This is a genomic window from Sellimonas catena, from assembly GCF_027924685.1.
Lineage (GTDB): Bacteria > Bacillota > Clostridia > Lachnospirales > Lachnospiraceae > Sellimonas > Sellimonas catena.
This window is the reverse complement of sequence record NZ_BSBO01000027.1, coordinates 14,549-40,203: the sequence shown is the minus strand read 5'-3', so window position 1 is coordinate 40,203 and position 25,655 is coordinate 14,549. Positions and strand designations below refer to the sequence as shown.

The window sequence follows — 25,655 nt, the reverse complement described above, 5'->3', positions numbered from 1 at the left end:
AGAAACGGCTTCCCATCCTTATAAATCGGAATCCGGAGAAAGACGCGTCTTTTCCGCTCCCTCCTCTATCTTCTGATAATATGTTTCTCCATATTGCTGAAGCTGTCAGTCAAGGTAAAATTGTTCTCAATGCCTTCTGTCAGATAGATTTCTCCATCTTCTGTCATCAGAATCATGTCAAATCCCTCATGAGATTTCCAGTATTCCTGCGCACCTTCCAGTCCTTTTACGAACATGGAGGTGGAAAGGGCATCTCCCGTCTTTCCTTCCTCGGTCACAATCGTCACAGAAGCCAGTCCGTTATCCACCGGATATCCGGTCTTCGGATCAAGGATATGTCCGTATCGTTTTCCGTCCTCTCCGGTAAAATACCTCTCATAATTTCCGGAGGTCACCACGGCACAGTCTGACACTTCCAGTACACCGACTTCTCCGTCCCCGTAAGGACTCCGTATAGCAAGCCGCCAGTCATTTCCATCCGGTCTGGATCCCACGGTCTGAACATTGCCGCCGATATTTAGAAGGGCAGACGTTACCCCGCTTTCTTTTACAATCTCTGCTGTCAGATCACCGGCATAGCCTTTTCCTACCGCTCCCAAATCCAGTTCCATACCTTCCGGCAGGTGTATTTTCTGCCCGTTCAGCTCCACTTTTTCGTAGCCGACCCGGCTAAGAAGCGACTGAATCTCCTCATTTCCCGGAATCCGGTTTTCGTCAGTTGTAAACCCCCATGCAGTCAGCACCGGATAAATCGTAGGTTCCAACGCCCCATCGGTCTCTTTTGCCATTTCCAGGGCAAAGCTGACAACACCTGCTGTATCCTCACTGAGCGTCACCACATTTCCATTACTGTGATTGACCGCGTAAATTTCGCTGTTTTCATCCGTGACGGACCACTCGGACTCCAGTGTATGAATCTCTTTCTCCGCCTTTTCCAGCGCTTCGCCGGCATTGTCCCCGTAAGCGGTAAAGGTCATATAGGTATCCATGGCGAAAAACTCTTTTCTGGATTCCTCCTGACTATTGCCGCCTGTATTCTGTGCTCCCTGACATGCCGTCAAAGCAAGACTGCACAGAAGCACAAACGCTGCTGTCCCTGTACGGTAGTTATTTTCTGTCTTATATCTTCTCATGTCTGAACCGCCTTTTACATTGCTTTTAATGAGATTTTATATATTATTATTCGGTACGAAGTGCTGTCACCGGATCACTCTTTGCAGCTTTTCTGGAAGGAATCAATCCGCCAAGCAGCGTAAGTACGACACTTAACGCGATCAGAATCAGTGCCGGCACTACAGGGAGCACGGCGCTTACCTCATTCGTATCTGCAAGGTGATGGATCAGGGCATTTCCCGGTATGAGAATCAGAAGGGAAAGCCCGATTCCAATCAGTCCGGCACAAAGTCCGATGATAAAGGTTTCCGCATTGAATACCTGGGAAATATTTGCCTTTGAGGCTCCGATGGCCCGCAGGATTCCAATTTCCTTTTTCCTCTCCAGCACGCTGATGTAGGTAATGACACCGATCATGATGGAAGAAACCACCAGAGAAATGGCCACAAAGGCGATCAGTACATAGCTGATAATATCGATAATATCCGTAACCGAAGACATAAGAGTACCAACCATATCTGTGTAGGTGATCACCTGCTCGTCTTTTCCCTGTGCCTCCATCTGACTATTATAGCCGTCCAGAATCTTTACGACTTCTTCTTTGCCCTCAAAATCCTTTGGATAAATGGCAATACCTGTCGGGACATCAAAATCCACATATCCCAGATTTCTTAAATTACTGTCATAGGAAGTCTCTCCCGTAGACTGCATGGACATCATCAGCTCGGAGAGCTCCTCCTCACTCATGTTCATTTCAAACGCATTGGCAAAGGCGTCTGCATCGATGGTCATGGCATCTCCCATGGCCTCCTGAAGGCTCGTTCCCACCCGGCTCATTGCTCTTTGCATCACCGTCTCCATTCCGGCGCTTATCCGGCTTACCACCTGGCTCATGGCAGAACTGATCTGGGTTTCCAGCGCGTCTGAAATAGCTCCTGTATAGGCGCCCATAACCTCTTTCATATAGCTCTCAAGGGCCGTACCAACCTGCGACTGCAGGCTCTCCATATCAACTATCTCCGAAATTCCGGAGGAAAGCGCTTCTTTCCCCGCATCTGTATTCAGGTAGCTGACAAAATAGTCATCCATCTTTGTCAGATCCGGCAGCTGATTCTTTTCTGCGTAATCCAGATATCCGGCTACCATCTCCCGGGCAATCTTCTGAAGCTGCTCTGTAGTGATGGAAATATCCTGTACAGAATCAAAGATCCTGCTGCCCCAACTGTTGATGATCTCTGCCGCAGCCGGTGTCTGAAGGTATTCCAGAAGATATTCATCAAACCTCTCCGAATCCGTATATCCATGCTCCGACGCATACTCCATAAAACCGCTTAAAACTTCATGGAAGAGGTTCTGAATCTGTTCAACCGATGCGGTGACGCCGCCGTTTGATTCAATGATCTCCAGAATATTTTCTTTGAGAATCTTCTGTGCGTCCGTACTTTTCAAATATCCTGCAAAGTCTTCGCTCAGCCCCGAATAATCTGCCTCCGGATGCTCTTTTGCGTAGTCCTGATAGCCGGAAATCAGATTTCCCGCCAGTTTTGTCATCCCTTCCGCCGAAACAGTCAGGTTCAGATTCCCCATCAGATCATTCAGATTCAGACTGCCTGCATCCGGAAGCTCGATCTGGATTCCGGAAAGATCCACCATTCCGGAAAGGTCCAGAGTGTTTCCATCCATCTGGAACAGGTCGGAAAAATCCACTGTCCCGGAAAGGCTGCCTGAGAGCGCATCGCTGTTGAACTGAAAAGCATTTTCCAGTGCATTCGTATTGACGGTAAATAACGAGTTCATATCCAGCCCGTTCTGGCTTTCTGTCTCACCGAACGCCTCCCCGGTAAAGACATTGACGTCTGGATTCGCAATCTGCTGTTTTACGATCTCACTGTCTTCCGCCTCTTCTGCCACATGCCGGGTCAAAGAAGACGGGTAGCCGATTCCGGAAGAAAGTGCCACTGCATTGGCATCTTCTGCAGGCTGGACAACACCTACTACCTTGAGATCTTCCCCGTTTTTCACGAGATCTTTCATATAGGTTTCATTGCCGGATTTGTCTGTCCAGACACCATACTGACTGTCGTACGTATAATAGTCCGCACTGTTGACCAGTTTAAAGGTAATACCGAGAAAATCTTCATAGGAATAGCTTCCCATATTTTCCGGTGTTTCGATATCTTCTTCATTGATAAACTGCCGGATCATCTCATCCAGTTCCACAGCATCCCGAAGTCCGAGTGTATAAAGCATAAAGTCACTGACGTTCCCGTTTGCCGTCAGGACGACCACACACTCATTATAATTCTCCGGCCATCGACCGGCCTTTACATCGTACTGCTCTTTATAGAGATTTTCATTTTCCGGCATTTCATAAAACATGTCCGTACTCATCATGGAGGACATCATACTGTTGGACCCGGAGGCTGATCCGAATCCAAGTGCATCAAATGAGCGGTCCGGATTCACCTGCCGGATGGAATCTCCATCTTCACGGTAAATCTGTGGAGATACAGAATAAGAGTATTCCACCGCATTGGTATAGTCTTTGATATCACTCTCACCGCTCTCCAGATACTTTTTTAAGGATTCCAGATCATTGGAATCCATGGTAGAAAACATATTGCTGACCATCTGGATCACATCCACATCGCCGGCCTCTTTCTCTTCCCCGCCTCCGTCTCCGAGCATGGCGGTCATATCAATCCCCGTGCTCTGGATTTCGAGCGGATACTCCGAAAGTGTATCCTCTTCCACTGACTGAATATACTGATTGACACCTGTAGAAAGCGCAAGAATCAATGCAATTCCGATAATTCCGATTGATCCCGCAAAGGAGGTCAGAAGCGTCCGCGCCTTTTTTGTCCTCAGATTATTAAAACTAAGGGATAATGCAGTCAGAAGTGACATGGATGATTTTCCCATGTTCTGATGCTCCGGCTGCTTCATTGCAGTTTCATCCACCTCATATGGATTGGAATCCGACCGGATCCTGCCATCTTTCAGATTAACGATCCGGGTCGCGTACTCCTCTGCCAGCTCCGGGTTATGGGTGACCATGACAACCAGCCGGTCCTTGGCCACTTCCCTTAAAAGATCCATTACCTGGACACTCGTCGCGCTGTCCAGCGCCCCCGTCGGCTCATCCGCCAGCAGGATATCCGGGTCATTGACAAGGGCACGCGCAATCGCAACCCTTTGCATCTGTCCTCCGGAAAGCTGGTTCGGTTTTTTATGTACCTGTTCTCCAAGTCCGACCTCTTCCAGCGCCTTCTGAGCCCTCTCGCGCCTTTCAGCTTTCCCGACTCCGGAAATCGTAAGTGCAAGCTCTACATTTGCCAGAATCGTCTGATGTGGAATCAGATTGTAGCTTTGAAAAACGAATCCGATCGTATGGTTTCTGTAGGAATCCCAGTCTCTGTCCTTATACTTATTTGTCGATATTCCGTTGATAATCAGGTCTCCGCTGTCATAACGGTCCAGCCCTCCGACAATATTCAGAAGTGTCGTTTTTCCGGAGCCGCTCGGTCCGAGGATCGCGACAAATTCATTGTCTCTTAAATTCAGACTAACATCATCAAGTGCTTTCTGCACCAGTTTCCCCGTCCGGTACTCCTTTCGTATGTGTTTGATCTGAAGCATATACGTTCTCCTTTTTTGTCATTCTTAAATCCAGTGAAAATACTCTCTCTGATAGCGTGCTTTCTCCCCCGTCATCAGAAGAATGTCATCGCAAAGCGCCAGAACCTTTCCTTTCTCCCGAAGCGAGTCCGTCTTTACCGTACTCATCAGCTCCTCGATCAATGCATAGGCTGCCTGTTTTTTCTCCTCCGGATATCCGGTCATCGGCTCTTCAAATTTTCGGCTTTTCTGATAGACCTCACGTATCAAAAGCTCCTCCCTGGCCATGGAAAGCCTGTCCTGCGGAATCTCACCCTTTATCACTGCGCGATAGCATAAATAAAGAAGCCTCGCATCGTTCAGCGCATTATGAAGTGCTCCATCCACCGAGACATTCAGGATTCTTCCCATCTTTTCCAGGGAAAGACTCCCGTCCTTTCCAAATAAAGTAAAAAATAACTGAAGCGAAATATCCCTCATTCCTTCACCGATCCGGTACAGCTCCTCTTCCTCTTCATTCAGAAGCAGATTATCCAGAAAGACCGGCTTATCCGCGCTTCCAAAGACAAAGGTCTGCCGGATGTTCCATTTACGATACAGATCCAGCACTTCACGAAAAACCCGGCCGAATCCAGGCGCGTGGTCGACTTCCACCTGCCTGAGTCCTGTCAGCTCCATGCAGTATGGATTCAGCACAGTATTAAATTTAGGGCGTACAAGAGAATAGTATGATTCTTTTTCCTTCATACTTTTCCTCTCAACGATCAATATCCCGACGGAAATGATTTCCGTCGGGTATTTATTCTGATCCCCTGTATTATATTCCAGATCCAGAAACGCGATATAATTTCCAAGTCTCTCCTTCTGCCAGCCCTGCAGGCCCTGCATGGAAATCCGCCTGATTGACCGGATCTGTCCTTTATATTTTCGTTTAACCGCCGGTATGGACTGCTGCCCTTTTACGAGCTTGACACTTTCATCTTTCAGTGTAATCTCATACCACTTGTTGTCATGTTCTTTCCGGTATCTGTTCATCGTTTCACTCCTGTCATGATGTACAACCATATTATATGGTCTGTATCCGGAAAAATCAAGTAGTATGCCGGACCTACTGATTTGACTGGCTGGAAATCAGTGTCACTGTAATATCCTGGGAGGTGTATTCCCCGTCTGATCCTGCGGACTGTACAGTCAGCGTAACATCTTCACCTGCACGGTAGTAGCCCAGTTCATTCTGAAGATCGCTGGTATCTGAGATGGTTGTTCCATTCAACGCGGTAATAATATATCCACGCTTCAGGTCGGAATCTGTATTATCCTGTGTAAGACCTGTAATATAAACGCCCTGTGGCATTCCGTAACGTTCTGCCGTTGTCTCATCGATATCCATTACCTGAACTCCGAGACTTCCCTGTTCCTCTTCACTGACTCTTGTCTTTGTCTGCTGGTTCATCAGATTCTGAATAATATCAGAAACTTCGGAAACCGGAATGGCATATCCCATACCCTCTACAGACGAATCACTGATCTTCGCACAGTTGATGCCGATGACCTCACCTTTTGTATTCAGAAGCGCGCCGCCGCTGTTACCAGGGTTGATCGCTGCGTTTGTCTGAATCAGAGTTCCGTCATATCCGCTGATCTCTCTGTCCTTGGCACTTACAATTCCGTTCGTTACGGACTGTCCGTATCCAAGTGCGTTACCGATTGCAATGACTTCCTCTCCAACCTGCAGTGCATCAGAATCGCCAAGAGTTGCTGTCTTGATTGCTGACTTTGTATCACTGCTGATGCTGTCAAGCGGAACAGCTACAACCGCAAGGTCTTTATCGGAATCGGAACCCTTGATATTGGCTTCCAGGCTGGTGTTGTCATTAAATGTTACCGTCAGGGTATTTGCATTCTCTACTACATGAGCATTCGTCACAATCAGAAGCTCTGTATCATTCTCTCCGATGATAATACCGGAACCTACACTCGTGGATTCCTGCTGGGATGTACCGCCGAAGAAGTTCTGTACTTCTTCCACTGACATATTCTGGATCGATACAACAAACGGCATGCTCGCTTTGACCAGATCCGTCAGATCTGTATCGGTTGTCCCTGAGGAGACCTGTGTCAGACTTGCTGTATCCGCCCGCGCAATCTGATTGGAAGAGCTGCCGCTTCCGCCCACCAGATAATTGACTCCATAAAATGCTCCTCCTGCTATGCCGCCAAAGAGAACGGCCAGTCCTGTAACTGCCGCGACCGTCTTGACGCCTTTTCTCTTCTTTGGGGACTTCTTGTGCGGATCCTGCTCCGGAGTCTGCTGTCCATATGGATAAAAAGAATCCTGCTGGTAATTCTGCTGATAATCGTTCCGGTAATTCTGATATCCTTCGTATCCCTGTGACTGATCATTTGTCATATTGTCTTTGTTCTCTTCAGTATTTTTATGGAAATTGAAAAACTGTTTTTTCATAATTATGCACTTCCTTTTTTTATCCTTGTTTCCTTTTTACATCTATTACTATAATGTCTCATTGTGGTGATCATGTGATGAAATTTTGAAAAAAGTATGTCCTGTCACTTTTTCTTATTTTTTCCTAAAGTTGCTGAAAAGCAAATAGAAATCCGATATAATGAAATAAGAATATGATACTTTTGCATTCTATATTTATAAGGAGGGAATTGCATTTTATGAGTCGAAAAAGAAGACGTTCTTCTTCCCGGAAGAAATCCATGGTTCTTCCCGTGATCCTGATTGTGGCAGTCATTGTCATAATCGCAGCAGGAGTATTTCTTTTCTTCCGTCTGCGCGGTACAGGAGAGAATCCTTCCGATATTCTGAAGAATTATTTTTCCTATATCACTTCACAGGATTATGAAAAGATGTACAATCTTGTAGATGCCGGGGATGTCTCCAAAGATGATTTCATTTCAAGGAACCAGAACATTTACGAAGGAATCGGCTGTTCCGATGTCAAAGTAGAGATCAAATCCGAAGAAAAGGACAGTGTTTCCTATTCGGTTACTTTGACAACGCTCGCAGGCGAAATTTCTTATGATAATACCGCTCGCTTTACAACTGACAGTGAAAAAGAAACCGTCCTTGTCTGGGATGACAGCGTGATCTTTCCAGAGCTGACTTCGACGGATAAAGTCAGAATCTACACCGATGAGGCCGCACGAGGCCAGATCCTTGACAGAAACAATGTCGTACTTGCAGGTACCGGCACCGCCTATTCCGTCGGTCTTGTTCCTGGAGAGATGAATGAAGATCATTCTGCGGACGTTGAGACACTGGCAGAACTTCTCGGGATGACCAGTGACGCCATCGAATCCGAACTCTCACAGGGCTGGGTGACAGATGACTCTTTCGTGCCGCTGACAACCATCTCCGCTTCCGACGCCGACCTGCGAAGACAGCTGCTTGAAGTTTCCGGCGTGATGCTCTCTACTGTAGAAGTCAGAAACTACCCTTACGGAGAAGCCGCCGCACATCTGATCGGATACGTGTCCAGCGTCACTGCCGAAGATCTGGAAGAACATCCGGACGAAGGATACTCTTCTGACAGCGTCATCGGAAAAAGCGGGCTGGAATCTCTGTACGAGGACGAACTCCGCGGACAAAGCGGTTATACCATAGTCATCGAAGATGAAAACGGGGAACAGAAGTCTGTTCTCGCCTATCAGGAAAAGACAGATGGTGAGGATATCCGGCTGACCATTGATATTACACTGCAGCAGTCTCTGTACGAACAGTTCCAGGAAGATGAAGGATGCTCCGTCGCTATGAACCCGTACACCGGCGAGGTGCTTGCCCTTGTAAGTACACCATCCTACGACACAAACCAGTTCATTCTCGGTCTTACTACCGATCAGTGGGATACGCTGAACAATGACGAAAGCCAGCCTCTTTACAACCGCTTCCGTCAGACCTTCGCTCCGGGCTCCACGTTGAAGCCGTTTACAGCAGCCATCGGTCTGGCAGAAGGAACAATCGATCCGAATCAGGATTATGGAAGCAATGGCACAAGCTGGCAGAAAGACTCCAGCTGGGGCAGCTACTATGTCACTACTCTGCAGGACTATTCACCGGGTACTCTGGAAAATGCACTGATTTACTCAGATAACATTTTCTTTGCAAAAGCGGCTCTGAATCTCGGAGCAGACAAGTTTACCGCCGGTCTGGACAAATTCGGTTTCAATCAGGTTGTTCCGTTTGAGATCAAGATGTCCCAGTCCCAGTACGACAACGACGGCTCCATCACCGAGGAGATTCAGCTTGCCGACAGCGGTTACGGACAGGGACAGGTACTGGCCAATCCGCTTCATCTGGCTGTCATGTATACGGCCTTTTCCAATAACGGAAGCATGATTCAGCCTTACCTGATTTACAAAGACAATCCGTCCGCTACCGTTTGGATTGAAAACGCGATCTCTCAGGAGAATACATCCATTCTCACAGAAGATCTGAAATCCGTAGTCAACAACCGGGCCGGCTCCGGCTATGCGGCACACCGCAACGATACGGAACTAGCAGGAAAAACCGGAACTGCGGAGCTCAAATCCGAGCAGGGAACTACCGGTCAGGAAATCGGCTGGTTCAGCGTCTTCACCACCGACCCGAACGCAACCAAACCAGTACTGCTTGTCAGCATGGTGGAACATGTAGAAGATAAAGGCGGAAGTACGTATGTTGTAGAGAAGGACGATGCTGTGTTGGATGAGTATCTGGGATCATGATGGATGAAGCGGGGAAATGATGATTTTGAAATTTCAGGGGAAGGTGTGACTCATGCGAGTCAAACCTTCCCCTGTTTAGAACCGTCTATTTCCTGACGGCCCCTTGTCTTATTATTCTACTTTTTCTTTTACTACAGTAACCTGACAACGCTTTTTATAACAGGCAATGCCGTACTTCAGAATCGAGTGGCAGCCCTCTTCCCGTAATTCTTCCGCATATCTGTTTTTATCGATTTGAGCAATGGCTTCCCGGCAGACGACTTCAAACTGACTTTCCTCTGCATATTTGACTTCTATAATTATGCCAAGTTCCTTTTCTTCATCGTAAATCCAGATATCGCTGTATCCATTTCCGGATTCCTTATTGGATTTCAAAATCCAGCCATCTTTATACCCCAGTATTCCAAGAAGGATGCCGTGGTAAAAGTTTTCTTTCAATGTCTTTTGTACAAACGTATCCCGAGTGCTGATGGATTTCTTTAAATAAGAACTAAAGAGCTTCTCTACTTCGGCAGCATTCCCCTGCTCCAATGCATTGCAGAAAGATTCCAGAAGTTTCCCGTCCTTTGAAACTTCTTTCTTAAACATCGCCATAATCTGTCTGATGAAGATACTTCTAATCTCCAGATTTGGAATTACCAGCTTATATCGATCACCATCTGCAGGCTCTTGTCTGGTCAGATACCCGGTCATAAAAAGCATACTCCATAAGTGATTCACAGAATCATAAATCTCATGATACGTCAAATCCTCATGAATTTCTTTCTCTACTTCCTTCCCATCAATCAGCGCTTCCATTTCACCTTTCATCACTCCATTTCCCATCTTTTCAATGAAGTGACGTACCACGTCATTTCCGCTCGTATTGATCCAGTAATTTTTTGGCGCAGCGTCTTTATCATCTATCAAAGTTAGCAACCCCCATTTCAAATGGGGGTTTAATTTTAACCCCTCCAGGGTATAGTACTGGTATCCGCTAAAGCGGGTTCGCAGACACCTTGCTACTGGCAGCCTCCCATGGAAGGCTCTTTTATTTCATTCCATCTTCCAGTTTATCGTTTTCCTCTTGTTCCTTTATATATTGGCGTATTGTTTCTTCATTTACATTGCCGATTGTAGCAACGTAATATCCTCTTGCCCAGAAATGTCGATCTGCATATTTAGGTCTGAGTTCCGGATGTCTGTCGAAAAACATTAATGCACTCTTTCCCTTTAAATATGCTACAACTTCGGAAACACATAATTTTGGTGGAATTGCTACATACATATGCACATGGTCTTTGCACACTTTCCCTTCTATGAGACTAATTCCTTTCATTTCACATAATTTGGGAATGATTTCCACTAAATCTTTTTTATTTGCTCCATACATTATTTTTCTTCTGTATTTTGGAATAAACACAATATGGTAGGTGCAATTCCATCTCGTATGTTGTATACTTGTATTGTCCATTTGGATACCTCCTATGTCTGACGTTATGGCTGCGAACCCACAACATTATAACATAGGAGGTTTTTCCTATGGTACCTTATGTAACGCTACGGCTTCGCCTATTCCCCCATCTCAGATGGGGGTTTGCGAATTATTCAATCATCACAATAACTGATGACGTCCCACGGGCAGTAGACATCCAACGTTCCAAAATGATAGCCATCATACCACTCCCGGACAGTCTGAACTTTCGCTTCCTGTCCATAATATGCCAGCATTTCCTTTACTTCACTGTCCGTAAACCCAAAATATTCATCAAACCGAACGTCTGTAATAGAATAAATCTTGAAATTATTTAGTCCAGTAAAAATACTCTCCTTTGCCACGCGCAGGCAACCTGTCAGCACTGCAAAATAGAGGCTGGAGTTCGTTTTCAAAACCTGCTGAAGCAGATTTCTCATCAAAAACACCATTTCATTATAATATCCCTGCTCGTTGGCTTTTGACAGCGGAACATCATACTCATCAATCAGAAGGATCACTTTTTTCTCATAGTGTTTCTCCAAAAGTGAAGAAAGGGTCTTTAAACTTCCCATCAATACTGAATCCGACATTGCGAAACTGCCCCTCTGTTCATGGTCTGTACAGACTAGCTGTTCATACTGCCGACGTTCCACTTCATTCAGTTTTGGACTGGATTTAAGAAGTTCATAAAACCGAAGTGCTTCATTTCCAATCACAGAACATAAAAGTGTACGTGCAACATCATAGTCGGATCCTTCCACATCCTTCAGACTGATAGAAATCACAGGAAACTTTCCCATATACTCTTCACAGATCTCTTTCTCCTCCGAAATCTTCAAACCATCAAACAGCGCCCGATTACCGCCGATTTCAAAAAAAGCTTTTAACATGCTCATATTCAGCGACTTTCCAAAACGTCTTGGACGCGTAAACAGATTCACTTCGCCCCATCTTTGAATCAAATCCCGAATCATTACCGTTTTATCTACATAATAAAAATCCTGTGTACGGATCTTTTCAAAACTTTCGATTCCTACCGGCAGTTTTTTCTTATTCACATTACTCATCTGCTGACCAGCCTTTCTCCCAGCATTACAATCAGGCCTTTACAACCATACATTCCTTTTTGTAAAATGCCATTCCATACTTAATGATCTTCTTCATTCCCCGACGCCGGAGACCTTCTGCATAGTTTCTGTCTTCAATCTGCTTTAATGCTTCCGCACAAGCCCCGTCTAAATTACCATCATTTGCATATTTTATTTCGATCACAATCCCCGTCCGCTCCCGAGTGCTGATAGAAATATCACTGTATCCTGTCCCGGTCTCATCATTGGACTGAACCCTCCAGCTTCCCTGGCTTTGCAACAGTCCCAATACCATTCCATGATAAAAGTTCTCTTTCCTATTCATTCGCACTGCTGTATCACGCACGCTGATCGAATCCCATAAATAATCATGGAGCATGTCCTGAATTGTGGATACATCTTCAGCCGGGAATGCCGCGCAGAATCGATGAATCCTCGCAGAATCCGCAAGGGTTGTTTCCTGAAACCATTCCTTTACCAGATCAATAAACAATTCCCTTACTTCCCGGTTCGGAAGCGCCAGTTTCACCTGCTTTCCATTCAGGCGTTCTTTCAGGGTCAGATATCCAGTGGAATACAGAACACTCCAGACATTATCAATCGAGTCCTCCACATCCCGGCAAGTCAGTTCCTGCCGGAGTGTTTTCGCAATCGTACCCCCGCCAATCAACTGCTCTATTTCATCCCGTGTGGTCTGATCCGATCTTACCAGTAAACGGCGGACAAGATCATTCCCACTTGTGTTCGCCCAATAATTCTCAGGTTCGGCTTCCGGATCCGCCAGCAAAACATCACAATAATTAATCACATCCCACGGGCAGTATACATCCACTTTGCCGAAACGATATCCGTCGTACCATTCCCGTATCACATCTTTATACGATGTCAAGCCATAAAAGCGCAAGATTTCATCTACATCTGCATCCGTAAAACCAAAGTATTCATCATACCGGACATCGGATATCGTATGTATTTTCAGGTTGTTCAGTCCGGTAAAAATACTTTCTTTGGAGATTCTGAGACACCCTGTAAGCACCGCAAAATACAGACTGTCATTCGTCTTCAGCGCATTGCCAAGCAGATTACGGATGAGATTTACCATCTCATCATAATATCCGGACTGAAACGCTTTATCCAGTGGAACATCATACTCATCGATCAGCAGAATGACATTCTGACCGTAATGTTGCTTCAACAACCTGGAAAGTGTATTCAAACTGTCGATCAATGTAGCATTTGACATAGCATAACTCGCTTCACTTTGACTGTCTACATTAATGAGCCGTTCATACGAAATTCTATCTTTCTCATCCAAAAACGGACTTTCAAGTAAAAAACGAAAACCTTTGGCTTCATTTCCAATTACTGTCTTTAGTGCTGCCAACGCTGTTTGAAAATTCAAGCCGTCCACACTTTTCAGGCTGATAGAAATCACCGGGAACTTCCCCATATATTTTTCGCATAGTTCCCTTTCCTCTGCGATCTTCAGTCCTTCAAATAAAGTTGGATCATTTCCAATCTCAAAAAAAGATTTCAACATACTGATATTCAAAGATTTACCAAAACGTCTGGGACGGGTAAATAAATTCACTTCGCCCCAATTTTGCAAAAGTTCTTTAATGAACATTGTCTTATCAATATAATAAAAATCATTACTTCTGATTTTTTCAAATCCATCGATGCCGATAGGAAGTTTCTTTCTCATCCTCCCCATTCTCCTTTCCGATGCCAGTGACATAAACAATAGGATGTCCTCTTTTCTGTCTGGAAAGGGCAGCTGCCCAGCCAGATTTTAAAAGGACATCATTCACCTGTTATGCTTTACTTTATCATGAAGATGGAAAGCGGTCAAGGTTGGGAGTATCCTTATCTTACCTTCCACGCTTCCTTGACCTTCATTGCTGTCACATAGATCATACCGCCAAAAATTCCTCCCAGCGTATTGTAAAACAGATCGGAAAGCTGGAAGGTCCCCAGGCAGAGAAGCAGCTGTAGAAATTCAATTCCAAGGGAGGTCCCAAAACCGATTCCCAGAGCGGATGCCAGCATCCATGTCACTTTTCTGGTTTTCCATAGTTTATGAGAGAACGTCCAGAACAGAAGCAGGATGTACGGAATAAAAAGAAAGACATTCTCAACTGCCTCTGTGCTCAGCTTACCATCATCTCCGTTCAGTCCCCATCCTCCCATCACATTGGATAACGGGTTGCTCCAGATACTTCTGTTCAACAGCGTCCGGAAGAGCATCAGCGCCACATAAAAAGCAAACAGGAACATCTTTCGGAATTCGGATGACTTCCGAAACATTTCCAGCCAGATCTTCACCGCCCGTTTCCAGCTGGTCGCCTTAGCGAACAGATAGAAAAACATAAAAAATATGGCAAGAAGAACTGCAAAGCCAAAAGGCTCATATATGGCTTTGAGAATGTTGGTCAAAATTGTTTGAAGTGCCGCAGGTTCGGCCGGTTCCTTGCTGCCATCAGCAGACGTCTGTACTCCTGCTCGGAGAGTTCTCTTTCTTCATCGATAAATGCCTGTCTCTGAATCTTCAGGAGCTTTACCGTGCAGGTTTGACAGCCTGTAAATTCCAGATAGGAATTGACCGCAGAGAGCTTCGCGTTTACGGTCTTTGGCTGGTAGGATTGAATCAGCCTCTCCCGGTATTCGAGGATTTTCTGTTTTGAGACTTTTGCGCCGCCAAGAAAAGCGGATAAAATCTGAAGCTCTCTCATATACTTCTCAACGGTAGCCCGGCTTTTTTCTTCCTGGATCAGGAAGATTTCATACTCTTTCAATGACTTTTGCGTAATACGTTTCCCTTCCATAAGTATTCCTTCCTTTTGTGTTTTCTCTTTAGTATCTTCAGCTCTGCCTTCCACTAATCCTGCCTTTGTAAATTTTGCTGTATATAAAAAAAGACTGAATCTATCTCTGTTTTGGTTCAGTCTTTTTGCATTTTTTTTATTTTTCTTTACCATATGGCTGATTTTCGATATAATAAAGTTAATAATTACATCGAAGAAAGGATGCTCTACATGAAAAAAACGCTTTCGCGCCGCCAGAGTTATCTTCTGCTGGCAGTTTTTCCCGCCTATTTTATCATTGTGGGACTATTTATGCAGCCACCTTCGGAAATTCTTTCCGGTCTGTATTCGATTATCCGTGAGCCCGACTTTCTGATTACAGACTATTTTGTGATTGGAGGCATTGGGGCTGCTTTTCTGAATGCCGGCCTGATTACGCTGCTTTTACTTCTTGTTCTTTATCTTCTGCATATGGAAATCGACGGTCATACCATCACCTCCTGCTGCCTGATCTTTGGCTTTTCTTTGTTTGGAAAAAATGTCGTCAACATCTGGACGATTCTCCTGGGTGTCTATTTGTATGCTCACTATCACAAGACTTCCATCCGGAATTATCTTTATGTCGGTCTGTACGGAACGAGCCTTTCCCCGATTATTACCCAGGTTATGCAGTTCGAAGGATTATCATTGCCTGTCCGGATCTTTTTAAGCTTTGCTATCGGTATCAGCATTGGTTTTGTTCTGCCTCCATTGTCTACCCATGTTCACTATGCTCATCAAGGTTACTCTTTGTATAACGTCGGTTTTTCTTCCGGTATCATTGCGACAGTCATCATCTCTTTATTCAAATCCTTTGGAATTGAAGCAGAATCCCGGCTGATCTGGCATACAGGAAGTAATCTGGAGTTTTCCATCATTTTGGGGGCACTGTTCCTGATCATGATTTTATCTGCCTTTCTTTTGGACCGGAAGCAGCTGTTTGCTTCCTATAAAAAGATCCTTAAATGCAGCGGAATCTCAGGAACTGATTATCTGAAACAGGAAGGGAAAGCGCCTGTTCTTCTCAATATGGGAATCAACGGATTTTTCGCCATGTTTCTTGTGCTGATTTTGGGCGGAGATCTCAATGGTCCGACCATCGGCGGTATTTTCACGATCGTCGGATTTTCCGCCACCGGGAAGCACCTCTTTAATATTGCCCCGATCATGATCGGCGTTATTTTGGCCAGCGTAACAAAAGAGTGGAATATCAACGATCCGTCACCGATGCTTGCTCTTCTGTTTTCTACGACTCTTGCCCCGATCGCCGGGGAATTCGGGATTGTAGCCGGTCTCCTTGCCGGATTTCTTCAGTCTTCTGTAGCATTAAATGTTGGAATTCTTTATGATAGTATGAATTTGTATAATAATGGATTTGCCGGAGGAATTGTAGCAATTTTCATGGTTCCGGTGATCCGTTCCATCCGCTCCAGAAGAGCGCGCGCAAAAGGCGACCTCTCTCTTTAGAGGCCGCCTTGCTTACCATTCCTTATGCATTTTTTGAAATTCCGGTATGTATAGGATGAGCGTCAGAAACATGATCACCATCTCAGCGAGAATAAAGAAATCCGCTGTCTTTTTGGGAATTCCCGGAAATACCACCAGTGCCAGAAGCAGTAAAAACAAGGTGGCTGTACATACTTTTCCAAACCATTTTGCCCCGTTTAGCTTCTGCCCGTGTTTCAGATTCCATGCTCCCATCACAGCCATAAATCCCTCCTTTATGATCATCAGAAGGATCAGGTAACGCATCAGGGGGTAACGGAATGCGAGACAGACAGCCACTGCCGCATGGGTCAGTTTATCCGCCACAGGATCCAGAAATTTCCCGAATTCGGTGATCATATTGAAATGTCTTGCGACTTTCCCGTCCAGGAAATCGGTGATGGTGGAGATCAGAAGAATCGCCGCCGCCTGATATTCCTCCTGAATGGAATCTGCACGTAAGTATACAATACAAAATACCGGGATCAGAAGAATCCGGAAATATCCCATGCAATTTGGTATTGATAACAGTTCTTTTTTTGAAAAATGCTTCATGTTCCCTCCATTCTGGTTTGACAGGCCCCCTCTTCTTTGTTTAAAATAGTGATAAAACAACGACAGGCAACAAGGAGGCATTTTATGCTGCGAAATATTGATCTAAATGAAATCTCTGACGGGAACCTCTATACTTCCAATGATCTGGTACGTGCCGACTGCGGCGGATGCCGCGGATGCTCGGACTGCTGTCAGGGAATGGGAGATTCCATCATCCTTGACCCTTATGACATGGACCAGCTGTACCGTGGTACCGGCCTGAAGCCGGAGGAGCTTCTCCTTCGCGCTGTTGATCTTTCCGTTGTGGACGGCATCATTCTCCCGCATCTGAAGATGACCGGAAAACGGGACTGCTGCCCGTTTCTGTCCGGGGAGGGCCGATGCCGGATTCACGCATTCCGTCCCGGCTTCTGCCGGCTCTTTCCTCTTGGAAGACTGTATGAGGATGGTTCTTTTTCCTACTTTCTTCAGACGAAAGAGTGTAAAAAGACCCACCGTTCCAAAATCCGGATCAAAAAGTGGCTTGACATCCCGGATCTGCCTCGCTATGAAGACTATGTGTGCAGCTGGCACTACCTTCTGATGGATCTGCAGGCTCATATCGAGCGGGCAGGAGATGAATCCTATCAGAAACAGGTATCCATGTATGTGCTCCAGAACTTCTACCTGACCCCGTACCCGGAAGAAGGCTTTTATGAAGCGTTCCAGGAGCGGTACGAGACTTGTAAGAAGCTCTTTCACCTGGCATAAGACCAGCTTATGCCTTCAGGTCTTTTACAGTTCTCTGGAATCCAGAACGATCGTAAACGGTCCGTCATTGATGAGGGAGACTTTCATATCTGCACCGAATCTCCCTCTTTCTACGACCGGTACCTGAGCCTTGCAGGACTCAATGATATATTCGTACAGCTCCTCTGCCGCTTTTGGATCTCCGGACTCGATAAAGCTTGGCCGGTTTCCTTTCTTGCAGTTGGCATACAGGGTGAACTGGGAAATCAAAAGCAGACTTCCTCCCACATCCGCCAGGGACAGGTTCGTCTTGCCATTTTCATCTTCAAAGATCCGCATTCCGATCAGCTTTTTTACCATCTTGTCCGCGGTCTCTTTTGTGTCTTCCTTTCCGACACCGATCAGGACCATAAATCCCTTTCCAATACTTCCGATGGTTTCTCCATCAACGGTTACCGAGCTCTCAAGAACTCTTTGAATTACAAATTTCATCTTTTTCACTCCTTATTTTCTCCTATCTATCTTACCGTTTTTTTGTCTGTTCTGCAAGAAATACCTTGTATTTCCGCAATAAATAAGATATATTGATACAGTATGATGAAATTTGGAAATGAGGATGAGACATGAAATTACAGCAACTGCTCAGCTTTACACGGAAAGCTGTGGACGAATACCAGATGATCGAAGCAGGAGACAAGATTGCTGTCGGAATTTCCGGAGGCAAGGACAGTCTGACACTTCTCTACGCGCTCGCCGGTCTGCGGCGTTTTTATCCGAAGCCGTTTGACCTGATTGCCATCACGGTGGACCTTGGCTATGAGAAGTTTCATACAGAGAAGATTGAGGCACTCTGCCAAGAGCTGGATGTGCCATACCATGTAGTAAAAACGGATATTGCAAGGATTCTGTTTGAGGAACGCAAGGAAAGCAATCCATGTTCGCTCTGCGCCAAGATGCGCAAAGGCGCGCTCAATGAAGCAGTGAAGAAACTGGGCTGCAACAAGGTTGCCTATGCCCATCATAAGGATGATATTGTCGAGACGATGATTCTTTCTCTGATTTTTGAGGGCCGGTTCCACTCTTTCTCTCCGAAATCCTATCTGGACCGTATGGATCTGACTGTTATCCGTCCAATGATGTATGTCAATGAAGCGGATGTCATCGGATTTCAGAGAAAATATGAGCTTCCTGTCGAAAAGAGCCGCTGTCCGGTGGACGGGCTGACAAAACGGCAGTATGCCAAAGATCTGATTCACCAGCTGGAGCTTGACCATCCGGGTGCAAAGCAGCGCATGTTTACCGCAATTATAAATGGAAATATTGAAGGCTGGCCGGTACGGCTGACAAGAGAGGAAGTAAAAAGCAGTTCTTAAAGAACTGCTTTTTTCGTTGCTTCTTTGATTTTTACGATCTCTATGATCGCATCAACACATCCGTCGATGCCAAGCTTTCCGCTGTCAAGGCAGACATCATAGCTCTGAACCGCCGACCATTTCTTGTTAGTGTAATAGTTATAGTAGCTGCCGCGCTTTTTGTCCGTCTTGATAATCATTTCCTTCGCTTTCGCCTCTGTCATGTCATACATCCGGCTGATTCGTTTGGCCCTCTTTACTGTGTCCGCATGGATAAAGACAGACAGGACATTCCGGTAATCCTCCAGCGCATAGTCCGCACATCTTCCGATCAAAATGCAAGGTCCTTCTTCGGCAAGCTTTTTAATCGCGTCAAACTGTGCGAGGAATATCTTATGGTTGATCGGCATGTCAGAGTAGCTCCCTGATTTATATCCGAGTGAATAGGTATCCATTACGAGAGAATAGAGAAAACTGCTTGTCGGCTTCTCATCGTGTGCCTTTAAAAGTTCCTCTGCAATTCCACTGTCTTTGGATGCACGATCCAGCATTTCTTTATCATAAAATGGGATCTCCAGCTTCTCGGAAAGGCGCTCGCCGATCTCGTGTCCACCGCTGCCAAACTCTCTCCCGATTGTAATAATTGTATTTGTTTTTGACATATACATCACGCTCCTTTAACCAGTCAGCTGTCAAGCTATCGATAGGACTATTATATATCAAATTGAGCAAAATGTATATAACTTTACCAAAAATTTAACTTTTTCTTCTTAGTTTTTGCAATAAATCAACAAAATATTGTGGAAGAGGGGCATCGAATTCCATGTATTCTCCCGTTGCCGGATGATAAATTCCCAGAATCTTCGCATGCAGCACCTGCCCTTTCAGCCCTGGAAAAGGAGGTCTGGAGGACGGTCCGTACACTTCATCCCCGAGAAGCGGATGATGAAGCGATGCCATATGGACACGAATCTGGTGGGTACGCCCCGTCTCGAGACGGCAGCGGATGTAGGTGAAATTTCCAAAACGCTCCAACACCTCATAATGGGTCACAGCCTGTTTTCCATTTTTATGGTTGATGCTCATCTTTTTCCGGTCTGTCGGGTGACGCCCGATCGGCGCGTCCACGGTTCCGGTGTCTTCTTTGATATTCCCGTATACAATCGCATGGTATTCCCTGCGGATCGTATGCTCTTTCAGCTGCTCCGCAAGAATCCGGTGGGCCTCATCATTTTTGCATACCAGAAGGGAGCCTGTCGTATCCATATCGATCCGGTGTACAATTCCCGGACGCATCACGCCATTGATCCCCGAAAGGCTGTCTTTGCAATGATACATCAGTGCATTGACAAGCGTCCCGCTGTAATGCCCCGCCGCCGGGTGGACAACCATCCCTTTCGGTTTGTTGACGACCAGAATATCCTGATCCTCATAAAGAATATCAAGCGGGATGTCTTCCGGAAGGATATCCGGCTCCTTCGCTTCCGGGATCTCCACCGAGATTTCATCGCCTGCCCCCAGTTTATAGTTTGCCTTTACAGGCTTTCCGTTTACACTCACATGGCCCTCTTTGATCAGCTTCTGAATATAAGAGCGTGATACTTCCTCCAATCTGCACGAAAGGAATTTGTCGATCCGTTCTCCGACAAATTCCTCCGCCTGCAACACTTTATTTTCCATCTGTGCCTGTTCCTTTCTTTCTTCCAAGAAACTCCAGCTCCTCCTCCTTGTACCGGAAAAAGATCAGGATAAGCAGTACCGCAAATGATACCGTCACATAAATATCTGCCACGTTAAATACCGGAAAGTCAATCAGACGGAAATAGAAGAAGTCTACCACATATCCAAGACGAATCCGGTCAATCAGATTCCCGGCCGCGCCTGCCACAATGAAAATTCCGCAAAGTCTCAGCGGCAGATACCGGCCGGTCTTCGGAATCCGCACGTAACAGTAAAGAATAAAAGCAAAAATCAGAATGGCAACGCACACGAAAAAGATCTGCCGGTTCTGCAGAAGACCAAACGCGGCACCTCTGTTTTCCAGATAGTTCAGTTCAAACACGTTGTCAATCAGGACAAAGGCAGGACCGTCCTTCAGATGCGTGACTGCCAGATATTTGGTATACTGGTCAATCAGTACCGCCACGATGACAAGAATCACTGCCATGACATAATTTTTCAGTCCATTTTTCTTATTCATATCTCTCTCCTGTGATCATCAATCAAGTATATTTTCGGACTTCAACATAGGATCTTCCCTTCCGCGTCTCGGAAAGCACGCCCTCGTAACGGAATTTCCCCATTCCCCGCACCGAGATAATGTCTCCTTCCTTCAGGCGGTACCCGTTGCTCACAATCAGCCTGCCGTTTACAAACACCTTTTTCCCTTCAATCAGTCCGGAAAGTCTGCTTCTCGAGGAAGAAAATGCAAGTGCCAGAAGACTGTCCAGTCTTACAGACGCAACTGTCCCCCGTATTTCTTCAAAGGACGGCTCGTACTGAAACTCCTGCTGTGCCTCAATCTGTGCCATTACAGATGTGTGACGGATTCTGGTCAGATTTTCCGCAAGAAAGTCCGCCATGTTTTCCGATACAAATACAACCGCCTCCCGGTCTTCCACGAGAATGTCACCGATCTTGCATCTTTCAATTCCAAGATTCAGAATTGCTCCAAGATAGTCCCGGTGAGACAGTTCCTCCGAAAACTTCGGATTCAGCGGGCGGATACGAAGGATGGAAAACGGATAAAAAAACTCATAACAAAGAGCATCAGGTAGAAAAGCAACCATCTGACGCTCCGCTGCCGCATAGCCGCCAAAAGTCTCGTATCCGGAGTACAGCTCCTCCTTTGACAGCGTATGCAGAATATTCAGTTCATTCAGATTCAGAAAGTCACTGAACATCACAATCCCGCGCTGGTAGGCAGTGCGGGATAGGTCAATCAGTCTTTTCTGAAATATTAATTCTTCTCTTTCCATTCTCTGAAACCGGTTTCTTAGTATCTTTTGCTGATAGAAGACACATCAAAAGATGTGTTCAGAAGATCCTGAAGATCTCCGGAAATACCTACGTTTGTAGGAGTCAGCAGGAAGATGAAACTGGAAATCTTCTGAAGGTTTCCGTCAATGGCAAATGTCGCGCCTGATGTAAAATCAATGATACGCTGCGCAATCTCAAGATCAAGGCCTTCCAGATTCAGAATTACAGTACGTCCGCTCAAAAGTGTCTCTGTAATCTCTCTTGCGTCATCCACAGAGCTCGGCTTGATCACACATACTTCCATGCCTGTAGCCTGCGGTCTGCGGCCTGAACGTCTCATAGGTGTCACTTTGCTGTTCTGAGAAGATGTCTGTCTGGATTCGTAGTCTTCCTCTTCTTCTGCAGAGAAATTTTCTGTCTCTTCATTCGTCTTATCTCTTCCAAACAGTTTTCTTTTCGGTTTCTCTTCGTAGTCCTCTAAGTCATCTTCATCAAAGAAATCATCGTTCTCATAATCGTCGTCGTCATCACTTAATTTCATGATATTCAAAAACTTGTCTAATACACCCATTTTTTACACTCCTATCATCTTGTGTTCTTATCTAAAGCATAATTTCTTTTACCAAAGATTCCTGTACCGACACGGACCATTGTGGCACCTTCTTCAATCGCTACTTCATAATCATTGGTCATACCCATAGAAAGTACGCCCATATGGATATTATCAATGTTTTTGTCTGCAATGTCAACAGATAATTTCCGAAGCGCAGAAAAAAATTGTCGATTTTTCTCCGGGTCATCTGTATTCGGCGCAATCGTCATCAGGCCCTCTACAGTAACATTTTTGAACTCCGGAACTTTATCGATAAACCCCATGACATCTTCCGGCATGAGACCGAATTTTGTGTCCTCTTTTGCCATATTGACCTCCAGAAGGACCTTCGCTGTGACCTGCTTTTTCGCCGCTTCCCGGTCAATGGTCTCCAGCAGTCTGAGGGAATCCACCGAATGAATCAACTCGGCTTTGTCAACGATATATTTGACTTTATTTCTCTGCAGATGTCCGATCATGTGCCACCGGATATCGGACGGAAGTTCTTCGTATTTTTCCGTCAGTTCCTGTACTTTGTTTTCCCCGAACACACGGATTCCCGCATCGTATGCCTCCCGGATCATGGCAGCCGGTTTCGTTTTGCTGACCGCGATCAGTGTAACATCTTCTCTTTTACGTCCGCTTCTTTTGCAGGCATTTTGTATTTTTTCCTCTACAATCCCGAGATTTTCTGTAACAACTCCAGGCTCATAACATGTTTCCATCTCTTCTACTTCCTTTCTGCTTTTGCTATACAAGAATCTCATCATCCTGTACCGATTCCGCGTTCAGGACAATTCTGTCATAGTTGGACAGCTGATTGCTGCTTCCGTTTCCGGTAATATAGTAGTCCTCATTTTCAGCCGCGATATCAATGGAGGTAAAGACAGCATAACCGCTTCCGGCTTCATAGACCCCTGCCTGGCTGACTGTCTCAGACAGCGTTCTTGTATTATTGGAATCCTGCATCTGGATCACTGTGCCCTTTGGCAGATTTTCCGCTTCGATGCATGCCATATTTTTTTCTGTATCTGTATAGTAGACATCCGCCGCCCGGAAACTTGTTTCCCCGTCATTATAGACAAGCACGCCCTGCTCATCTGTCTCGCCGTTGCTCACAATATATTCTGTCGGAACCTCATAGCAGTCCTTTTCCACAACCGCGGATTTTGGAATTTTGAGTCCCTGTGCGTTTTCAATGAGAATCTCAATGTCCAGATAACGGTCGGATGCGTAGCGGATCATCGAACTGTCCAGTGTCAGGTATGCGTAATAGGTGTCCTTGTCCTTTTTTTCCATCTGAAGGCCCGCAATCATTTCTTCATCATCTTTTAGAAAACGGATGTTGACACTGCTGCGGTCCAGCAGAGACTCTGCCGTATCCGCATCCATTCTTACAACCAGATACCATTCTTCTCCTGTCACAATCTTGTACATGCTGTCCCCTTCACTGACTTTCCGGTTCTCATGCACCTCCGTCCTGGTATAGCTGCTTTTATCAAAATTCTTGTCTGTGACCTGGTCGGTTGTCATGCCCTCATAACCGTCTACCTCATAGACAAGAATTCCATCCGTCTCACTTGTACAGTTCTGATAGCTTCCTTCTTCCTGCTCTTCAAGAGCCGCCGTCATTCTGGAAGTTCTGGTCTGGTCTGTTTTCCGGTCAAGCAGATTCTGTATCGTACTTTTCAAGGAGTACGTCTCGGAAAAAGATGCCTCCCTGTAGTTGTTCGCAAATGTGCGGACCGAAGACAGAAGCTGTCTCTGCTCATCCTCTGTAAGCTGTGTTTCTCCTGTCTCTTCCTCCCTGTTGCTTAAATCCAGTTTCTTATCGGAAACAGCACAGACACTCTGACCTGCTGAAATCTTGGATTCCTCGGGCTGACAGAAATTCAGATAGCCGCTTTTCGGCGCCTCCACGGTCTGCTCTGTCCGGACTGCAAATCCTGTATAGGATACATTCTTAATAATCGATCCCTGCCCTACTTCGTAGTATGTCGTCGGCCGGTTGGTAACCGAAACCACCAACTCTACAATCACATAGATCAGGATAACGGCAAACAGAATGACTCCGATATTGATATTCCATTTTCTGCGGTATGACCTGATATCCGTAGTTTTCTTTCTGACTGCCAAATCATCTTCCTCCTAATTCCATTTCTTAAGCCTTGGTCCATTCCGGTAACAATAGAGATCCCCCTGCCGTACATTCCGCTTCTTCATCTCATCCAGCAGCATGTCTTTCAGCTTCCACCAGCTTGTATTCCAGTTGCAGAACACGGCATCCTTCTCCGGAATTCTGCTGAAAAACCGTTCGATCACCATATCCGGATCCAGCAGCCGGATAAACAGAATCAGGCGCTCCAGATACTCTTCCAGGGTGCAGATCTGAAACTCCCCGTTTTCATACTGCCCTGCAAGCTCTGTCCCTTTTGCCAGATAGAGAGAATGAATCTTGACGATATCATTACCAAGCACCGACAGAATTTTCGCTGTTTCCGCCGCATCCTCCCCGGTATCCCACGGAAGATTTAAAATCACATGGGTACAGATATCAAACGGATACTGTCTGATCCGCTGTACCGCATCGATATATTCCGCAAGGCCGTGTCCCCGTCTGACTTTTGCAAGGGAATGGTAGTTGACTGTCTGAAGTCCCAGTTCGATCGTGACCGCAATTCCCGTCTCCTGCATCCACTCATGCAAAAAAGCCAGGTAACGGCTGCTGATACAGTCCGGCCTGGTGGAAATCGATACTTCAACGATATCTTTCACCTTTTCCGCTTCCCTGATATAGGAGCAGAACGTCTCAAACGGAAAGTATGTATTTGTATAATTCTGAAAATATGCAATAAACTTCTCTGCGTGATATCGTCTTTGAATATATTCTTTTGTCTTTTCGAGCTGCACCGCAACCGGCACAGCCCCTTCCATGGCCTCAAACCCGGTGCCTTTTTCCGAACAGAACGTGCAGCCGCTGCCGCCCTCTCTGTTCGGGCATGTCCCGGGAAGATTGACCGGAAGTTTATATACTTTTGCGTGATACTTGTCTTTCAGATACTGACTGTATGATCTGTATAACTGCTCTTCCATCGTCACTGTCCTTTTCTTCTC

The 25,655-nt window shown here is 45.8% G+C and carries 23 protein-coding genes and 1 pseudogene; 4 read left to right on the top strand and 20 right to left on the bottom strand.

The features are described 5' to 3' along the window. Window positions 1-65 precede the first annotated feature (65 nt). The 4 genes from Selli1_RS12780 to Selli1_RS12765 form a co-directional block, all read right to left on the bottom strand. Window positions 66-1,133, bottom strand: coding sequence for an FAD:protein FMN transferase (locus tag Selli1_RS12780; RefSeq protein WP_281873157.1), 1,068 nt, complete (start codon window positions 1,131-1,133; stop codon window positions 66-68). 46 nt (window positions 1,134-1,179) lie between these two features. Further along, a complete protein-coding gene (locus Selli1_RS12775; RefSeq protein ID WP_281873156.1) occupies window positions 1,180-4,752 on the bottom strand; it encodes an ABC transporter ATP-binding protein/permease in 3,573 nt (1,190 codons plus the stop codon). A 24-nt stretch (window positions 4,753-4,776) separates the two neighbouring features. Continuing rightward, window positions 4,777-5,766 (bottom strand): 3'-5' exonuclease, encoded by a 990-nt coding sequence (locus Selli1_RS12770; RefSeq protein ID WP_162610214.1) that lies wholly within the window; start codon window positions 5,764-5,766, stop codon window positions 4,777-4,779. Window positions 5,767-5,839: 73 nt separating this feature from the next. After that, complete coding sequence (locus Selli1_RS12765) at window positions 5,840-7,195, bottom strand: S1C family serine protease (RefSeq protein ID WP_281844967.1); 1,356 nt, start codon at window positions 7,193-7,195, stop codon at window positions 5,840-5,842. Window positions 7,196-7,413: 218 nt separating this feature from the next. Here Selli1_RS12765 and Selli1_RS12760 point away from each other — a divergent pair, with 218 nt between their 5' ends. After that, window positions 7,414-9,462: a penicillin-binding transpeptidase domain-containing protein gene (locus Selli1_RS12760; RefSeq protein ID WP_281844968.1), complete on the top strand. Its 2,049-nt coding sequence runs from the start codon at window positions 7,414-7,416 to the stop codon at window positions 9,460-9,462. 111 nt (window positions 9,463-9,573) lie between these two features. On the opposite strand, the gene Selli1_RS12755 is transcribed toward Selli1_RS12760, so the two are convergent. The 6 genes and pseudogenes from Selli1_RS12755 to Selli1_RS12730 form a co-directional block, all read right to left on the bottom strand. Beyond that, window positions 9,574-10,371 carry a PD-(D/E)XK nuclease domain-containing protein gene (locus tag Selli1_RS12755; RefSeq protein ID WP_281873155.1) on the bottom strand — a complete coding sequence of 266 codons (798 nt, stop codon included), beginning with the start codon at window positions 10,369-10,371 and terminating at the stop codon, window positions 9,574-9,576. Window positions 10,372-10,492: 121 nt separating this feature from the next. Beyond that, window positions 10,493-10,915 carry an IS200/IS605 family transposase gene (gene tnpA / locus Selli1_RS12750; RefSeq protein WP_204864827.1) on the bottom strand — a complete coding sequence of 141 codons (423 nt, stop codon included), beginning with the start codon at window positions 10,913-10,915 and terminating at the stop codon, window positions 10,493-10,495. 140 nt (window positions 10,916-11,055) lie between these two features. Next, a pseudogene (locus Selli1_RS12745) lies at window positions 11,056-11,985 on the bottom strand (AAA family ATPase); the annotation flags it as partial. A gap of 31 nt (window positions 11,986-12,016) precedes the next feature. Further along, complete coding sequence (locus Selli1_RS12740; RefSeq protein ID WP_281873154.1) at window positions 12,017-13,711, bottom strand: AAA family ATPase; 1,695 nt, start codon at window positions 13,709-13,711, stop codon at window positions 12,017-12,019. A gap of 161 nt (window positions 13,712-13,872) precedes the next feature. After that, window positions 13,873-14,442, bottom strand: a complete 570-nt coding sequence (locus tag Selli1_RS12735) for a VanZ family protein (RefSeq protein ID WP_330677582.1) — start codon at window positions 14,440-14,442, stop codon at window positions 13,873-13,875. Next, complete coding sequence (locus Selli1_RS12730) at window positions 14,439-14,831, bottom strand: site-specific integrase (RefSeq protein ID WP_281844971.1); 393 nt, start codon at window positions 14,829-14,831, stop codon at window positions 14,439-14,441. Before Selli1_RS12730 ends, Selli1_RS12735 begins: the two co-directional genes overlap by 4 nt. Window positions 14,832-15,041: 210 nt before the next feature. On the opposite strand from Selli1_RS12730, the gene Selli1_RS12725 reads away from it, so the two are divergent. Beyond that, window positions 15,042-16,316, top strand: a complete 1,275-nt coding sequence (locus Selli1_RS12725; protein WP_330677581.1) for a DUF1576 domain-containing protein — start codon at window positions 15,042-15,044, stop codon at window positions 16,314-16,316. A 12-nt stretch (window positions 16,317-16,328) separates the two neighbouring features. Here the strand turns inward: Selli1_RS12725 and Selli1_RS12720 are convergent, their stop codons facing one another. Then, window positions 16,329-16,889, bottom strand: a complete 561-nt coding sequence (locus Selli1_RS12720) for a CDP-alcohol phosphatidyltransferase family protein (RefSeq protein ID WP_281844972.1) — start codon at window positions 16,887-16,889, stop codon at window positions 16,329-16,331. A gap of 84 nt (window positions 16,890-16,973) precedes the next feature. On the opposite strand from Selli1_RS12720, the gene Selli1_RS12715 reads away from it, so the two are divergent. Beyond that, window positions 16,974-17,639: a YkgJ family cysteine cluster protein gene (locus tag Selli1_RS12715; RefSeq protein WP_281873153.1), complete on the top strand. Its 666-nt coding sequence runs from the start codon at window positions 16,974-16,976 to the stop codon at window positions 17,637-17,639. A gap of 24 nt (window positions 17,640-17,663) precedes the next feature. On the opposite strand, the gene dtd is transcribed toward Selli1_RS12715, so the two are convergent. After that, window positions 17,664-18,110: a D-aminoacyl-tRNA deacylase gene (gene dtd / locus Selli1_RS12710; protein ID WP_118637346.1), complete on the bottom strand. Its 447-nt coding sequence runs from the start codon at window positions 18,108-18,110 to the stop codon at window positions 17,664-17,666. A gap of 131 nt (window positions 18,111-18,241) precedes the next feature. On the opposite strand from dtd, the gene Selli1_RS12705 reads away from it, so the two are divergent. Beyond that, on the top strand, window positions 18,242-18,991 hold the full coding sequence (locus Selli1_RS12705; RefSeq protein WP_087169366.1) for a tRNA 2-thiocytidine biosynthesis TtcA family protein: 750 nt from the start codon (window positions 18,242-18,244) through the stop codon (window positions 18,989-18,991). Here Selli1_RS12705 and Selli1_RS12700 read toward each other — a convergent pair. The 8 genes from Selli1_RS12700 to mnmL form a co-directional block, all read right to left on the bottom strand. After that, window positions 18,988-19,632 (bottom strand): cytidylate kinase-like family protein, encoded by a 645-nt coding sequence (locus Selli1_RS12700; protein WP_087169365.1) that lies wholly within the window; start codon window positions 19,630-19,632, stop codon window positions 18,988-18,990. The genes Selli1_RS12705 and Selli1_RS12700 overlap by 4 nt on opposite strands. Before the next feature lie 94 nt (window positions 19,633-19,726). Further along, on the bottom strand, window positions 19,727-20,650 hold the full coding sequence (locus Selli1_RS12695) for an RluA family pseudouridine synthase (protein ID WP_087252086.1): 924 nt from the start codon (window positions 20,648-20,650) through the stop codon (window positions 19,727-19,729). Beyond that, entirely contained in the window at window positions 20,640-21,170 is a 531-nt protein-coding gene (lspA, locus tag Selli1_RS12690) for a signal peptidase II (RefSeq protein ID WP_087169364.1), read from the bottom strand. Before lspA ends, Selli1_RS12695 begins: the two co-directional genes overlap by 11 nt. A 22-nt stretch (window positions 21,171-21,192) precedes the next feature. Further along, on the bottom strand, window positions 21,193-21,948 hold the full coding sequence (locus Selli1_RS12685) for a YlmH/Sll1252 family protein (RefSeq protein WP_087169363.1): 756 nt from the start codon (window positions 21,946-21,948) through the stop codon (window positions 21,193-21,195). A gap of 17 nt (window positions 21,949-21,965) precedes the next feature. Continuing rightward, a complete protein-coding gene (locus Selli1_RS12680; protein WP_087251932.1) occupies window positions 21,966-22,520 on the bottom strand; it encodes a cell division protein SepF in 555 nt (184 codons plus the stop codon). Between the two features lie 14 nt (window positions 22,521-22,534). Further along, window positions 22,535-23,266 carry a YggS family pyridoxal phosphate-dependent enzyme gene (locus tag Selli1_RS12675; protein WP_087252087.1) on the bottom strand — a complete coding sequence of 244 codons (732 nt, stop codon included), beginning with the start codon at window positions 23,264-23,266 and terminating at the stop codon, window positions 22,535-22,537. 25 nt (window positions 23,267-23,291) lie between these two features. Further along, complete coding sequence (locus tag Selli1_RS12670) at window positions 23,292-24,677, bottom strand: biotin/lipoyl attachment domain-containing protein (RefSeq protein WP_281844976.1); 1,386 nt, start codon at window positions 24,675-24,677, stop codon at window positions 23,292-23,294. Window positions 24,678-24,689: 12 nt separating this feature from the next. Then, window positions 24,690-25,634 carry a tRNA modification radical SAM protein MnmL/YtqA gene (gene mnmL, locus Selli1_RS12665; protein ID WP_087252088.1) on the bottom strand — a complete coding sequence of 315 codons (945 nt, stop codon included), beginning with the start codon at window positions 25,632-25,634 and terminating at the stop codon, window positions 24,690-24,692. Between the last annotated feature and the right edge of the window lie 21 nt (window positions 25,635-25,655).